This window comes from Halomonas sp. G15 (genome assembly GCF_021282295.1).
Taxonomy (GTDB): Bacteria; Pseudomonadota; Gammaproteobacteria; order Pseudomonadales; family Halomonadaceae; genus Halomonas; species Halomonas alimentaria.
The window spans coordinates 1-4,049 of sequence record NZ_JAJSPA010000074.1 but is presented as its reverse complement, the minus strand read 5'-3'; the positions used below and the strand labels follow the sequence as shown (position 1 = coordinate 4,049).

5 protein-coding genes are annotated in these 4,049 nt (G+C 69.4%); all 5 read left to right on the top strand.

Translation table 11 applies throughout. From position 1 onward, the window contains the following. Nucleotides 1–1,085: bifunctional diaminohydroxyphosphoribosylaminopyrimidine deaminase/5-amino-6-(5-phosphoribosylamino)uracil reductase RibD (gene ribD, locus LWH48_RS17905; RefSeq protein ID WP_232913649.1), on the top strand; the 1,085-nt coding region annotated here is incomplete at its 5' end. A 181-nt stretch (nucleotides 1,086–1,266) separates the two neighbouring features. Then, nucleotides 1,267–2,436 (top strand): bifunctional 3,4-dihydroxy-2-butanone-4-phosphate synthase/GTP cyclohydrolase II, encoded by a 1,170-nt coding sequence (gene ribBA / locus LWH48_RS17900; protein ID WP_232913648.1) that lies wholly within the window; start codon nucleotides 1,267–1,269, stop codon nucleotides 2,434–2,436. A gap of 91 nt (nucleotides 2,437–2,527) precedes the next feature. Then, a complete protein-coding gene (gene ribH / locus LWH48_RS17895; RefSeq protein ID WP_161431084.1) occupies nucleotides 2,528–3,022 on the top strand; it encodes a 6,7-dimethyl-8-ribityllumazine synthase in 495 nt (164 codons plus the stop codon). After that, nucleotides 3,019–3,516, top strand: coding sequence for a transcription antitermination factor NusB (gene nusB / locus LWH48_RS17890; protein ID WP_232913647.1), 498 nt, complete (start codon nucleotides 3,019–3,021; stop codon nucleotides 3,514–3,516). Before ribH ends, nusB begins: the two co-directional genes overlap by 4 nt. Nucleotides 3,517–3,527: 11 nt before the next feature. Continuing rightward, nucleotides 3,528–4,049, top strand: a 522-nt coding sequence (locus LWH48_RS17885) for a thiamine-phosphate kinase (RefSeq protein WP_232913646.1), incomplete at its 3' end; no start/stop codon positions are given.

Sequence of the window (4,049 nt, the reverse complement as noted above, 5' to 3'; positions counted from 1 at the left end):
GCCTCTATACCACGCATCCCAACCCCCGCGTCGGCTGCGTGCTGGTCAAGGATGGGCGGCTGGTAGGGGAGGGCTACCATGCCCGCGCCGGCGAGCCCCATGCCGAGGTGCACGCCCTTAACGCCGCGGGCGATGCGGCCCGCGGCGCCACCGCCTACGTCACCCTGGAGCCCTGCTCCCATCACGGCCGCACCGGGCCCTGCGCGGTGGCGCTGATCGAGGCCGGCGTGGCCCGTGTGGTAGTGGCCATGGAGGACCCTAACCCGGCGGTGGCCGGCCGCGGCATTGCGATGCTGCGCGAGGCCGGCATCGAGGTGACGGTGGGCATCGCCGAGGACGAGGCCCGGGCGCTCAACGCCGGCTTCGTGCGCCGCATGGACCACGGCCGCCCCTTCGTGCGCCTGAAGATGGCCATGAGCCTCGACGGCCGCACCGCCATGCAGTCCGGCGAGTCACAGTGGATCACCGGCCCCCAGGCGCGGCGCCAGGTGCAGCGCCTGCGCGCCCGCGCAAGCGCCGTGCTCACCGGAGTGGAGTCGGTGATCTTCGACAACTCGCGACTCACCGTGCGCGCCGACCAGCTCGGTCTCGATGATGCCGAGTCCATCGCAACTCGTCAGCCACTGCGGGTGATCGTCGACAGCCGCCTGCGCCTGCCCGAGGCGGCGGCCTGCCTCACCGAACCGGGGCGCACCCTGGTGGTGGCGGTGGAGGGCGTCGAGGAGGAGCGCATCGAACGGCTCACCCGTGCCGGGGCCGAAGTGCTCACCCTGCCCGCCGGCGATGACGGTCGGGTCGACCTGGATGCCGTGCTTCGCCACCTGGCCGAGGTCGAGCAGGCCAACGAGGTGCTGCTGGAGACCGGCGCGACCCTGGCCGGCGCCATGCTCGATGCCGGCCTGGTGGACGAGATGCAGCTGTTCGTGGCGCCCACCCTGCTCGGCGGTGACGCCCGTCCGCTGTTCCAGCTCGCCGGCATCGAGACCATGGCCCACCAGCGCGGCCTGGAGATCCTCGATATCCGCGCCGTGGGGCAGGACTGGCGCATTACCGCCCGGCCGCGGCGGCACAGCCAGGCGCGATAGCGATATCAAGCGAAAGGCCTTTCGCCGGAGCAGCCTCGAGCGACTTGGCCTGGCGCGGCTTTACTGGCGCGCAGCGACCGACCACGGTACCCTGACGCCGTTTCGAGGCGAGGCGACGCCTGTGGACGACATGATTGTCGCCGCCTGCCGACGCCTGCCACGCAGAATTTCTGGAGATCTCATGGTGCACGCCACTGCCGGGGGCCTGGCCCCTATCGAAGACCTGATCGAGGACATCCGTCAGGGCAAGATGGTGATCCTGATGGACGATGAGGATCGCGAGAACGAAGGCGACATCATCATGGCCGCCGAGAAGGTGCAGGCCGAGCACATCAACTTCATGGCCCGCCATGCCCGCGGTCTGATCTGCCTGCCGATGACCCGCAGCCGCTGTGAGCGACTCAAGCTGCCGCTGATGGTCAACGACAATGGCTCCGGCTTCGGCACCAAGTTCACCCTCTCCATCGAGGCCACCGAGGGCGTTACCACCGGCATATCCGCCGCCGACCGCGCGCGCACCGTACAGGCCGCCGTGGCCCGCGATGCCCGCCCCGAGGATATCGTCCAGCCTGGTCATATCTTTCCGCTGATGGCCGAGCCTGGTGGTGTGCTGCGCCGTGCCGGCCATACCGAAGCCGCCTGCGACCTCGCCTCCCTGGCCGGCCTCGACCCCAGCGGCGTGATCTGCGAGATCATGAACGACGACGGCACCATGGCTCGCCGCCCCGAGCTCGAGCGCTTCGCCGAGGAGCATGGCCTGAAGATGGGCACCATCGCCGACCTGATCCACTACCGTATCCACAACGAGCAGACCGTGGATCACGAGGAGTCGACCACGGTCAATACCGCCCATGGTGAGCTCGCCCTGCACGTCTTCCGCGACAGCATCCAGGGCGCCCATCACCTGGCGCTGGTCAAGGGGCGGCCGAGCCCCGAGACGCCGACCACGGTTCGCGTGCACCTGGCCGACACCATGCGCGACCTGCTCTGCCTGCAGAAGGGCGAGGGCGGTCACTGGACCTCCCACCAGGCCATCGCCGAGGTGGCGCGCAGCGAGCGCGGCGTCTTCGTGCTGCTCGACCATGGCCGACCGCGTCTCGACCTGCGCGACCAGCTCGATATCTTCCTCGAGCGTCGCCGTGCCCCGCGCACCAGCGATTCCGATGGCGCCGGCAACTACCTGACCATCGGCACCGGCTCGCAGATCCTGCGCCACCTGGGCGTGGGCCAGATGCGCCTGCTCAGCTCGCCCTGGAAGTTCTCGGCGATCTCCGGCTTCGATCTGGAGGTGGTGGAGCGTCTGGGGCCCGAGGATGTCACGTCTGGCGGTGACGATACCGTCGGCGAGTGAGCCGGCGCCTCTTCGACACTCTATATTCAACACTCTTGTTCAACACCAGGCGCGGCTCGGCTGCGCCCGAGAGTCTCAGCAGGAAACCGACATGGAACCCATTTCTCAACTGGAAGGCAGCTTCGTCGATGTCGACGGCCGCTATGTGATCGTGGTGGGGCGCTTCAACCACCATGTGGTGGATAGCCTCGTCGAGGGAGCCGTGGACATCCTGGTGCGCCATGGTGTGGATGCCGAGAACATCGACATCGTCCACGTGCCCGGCGCCTGGGAGCTGCCGCTGGCGGTCAAGCAGGTGCTCAAGGTGGCACGCCCCGAGGCGGTCATCGCCCTGGGCGCGGTGATCCGCGGTGGCACCCCGCATTTCGAGTACGTGGCCGGCGGCTGCAACGCGGCGCTGGGCAACCTGCAGCTGGAGTTCGAGACCCCCATCGCCAACGGCGTGCTGACCGTCAACTCCATCGAGCAGGCCATCGAGCGTTCCGGCACCAAGGCCGGCAACAAGGGCGCCGAGGCGGCCATGGCGGCCATGGAGATGGTCTCGCTGATGCGCCAGCTGGGCGGTGGCGCCGAGGAGGAGGCATGAGCCGCGAGCGCACACCCTCGAAGGCGCAGCAGGGGCGGCGTGCCGCCCGTGAACTGGCGGTGCAGTGTCTCTATCAGTGGCAGATGACCGGCAAGTCGATGAGTGCGGTGGAGGTGGAGTTCCGCAGCCAGCTGGCTGACGATGACCTCGAGGACCACGAGAACTGGCACAAGGTCATGGAGATCGCCGACCTGGCGCTGTTCCACGAACTGGTGCACAACGTGGCACGCTTCCGCGCCGACCTCGACGCCTCCATCGCGCCGCTGCTCGACCGTAAGCTCGAGGAGCTCGACGCCATCGAGCTGGCCATCCTGCGCCTGGGTGCCTATGAACTCTCGCGGCGCCTGGAGGTGCCGTACCGGGTGGCGATCAACGAGGGCGTCGAACTGGCCAAGTCGTTCGGGGCCACCGATGGCCACAAGTACGTCAACGGCATCCTCGACAAGCTTGCCGGGCGCCTGCGTGGCGCCGAGGTGGCCGCCCGCCGCCGCTGAAGGGTGACCGGATGCACAGCGAATTCGACCTCATCGCGCGCTACTTCACTCCCGCCGCCCCCGACCCCGAGTCCGGCGTGGTGCTGGGCGTGGGCGACGACTGTGCGCTGCTGGCCCCCACCCCCGGGCGCCGGCTGGCGGTGAGCGTCGATACCTCCGTGTGCGGGGTGCACTTTCCCCCCGATGCACCGCCCGAGGCGGTGGGCCATCGGGCCCTGGCGGTCAGCCTCTCCGACCTTGCCGCCATGGGTGCCAGGGCTCGCTGGTGCTTCATGTCGCTGTCGCTGGAAGAGAGCGGGGACGCCTGGCTGGATGGCTTCTCCCGCGGCTTCCTGTCGCTCTGCGAGGCGACCGGCACCCGCCTGGCTGGCGGCGATATCACCCGCGGTGAACTGGCCATCGGCGTCACCGTGATGGGCGAGGTGGCACCCGAGGCGGCCATCACCCGCAGCGGCGGCCGCCCCGGCGACCTGGTGGCGGTGACCGGCGCCCTGGGCGGCGGTGCCGGTGGCCTGTCGGCGCGGCAGGCCGGC

Bases quoted from the DNA above. Each gene is read 5' to 3' on its own strand.
- ribBA (WP_232913648.1), top strand. From the start codon at position 1,267: ATGGTGCACGCCACTGCCGGGGGCCTGGCCCCTATCGAAGACCTGATC.
- ribH (WP_161431084.1), top strand. From the start codon at position 2,528: ATGGAACCCATTTCTCAACTGGAAGGCAGCTTCGTCGATGTCGACGGC.
- nusB (WP_232913647.1), top strand. From the start codon at position 3,019: ATGAGCCGCGAGCGCACACCCTCGAAGGCGCAGCAGGGGCGGCGTGCC.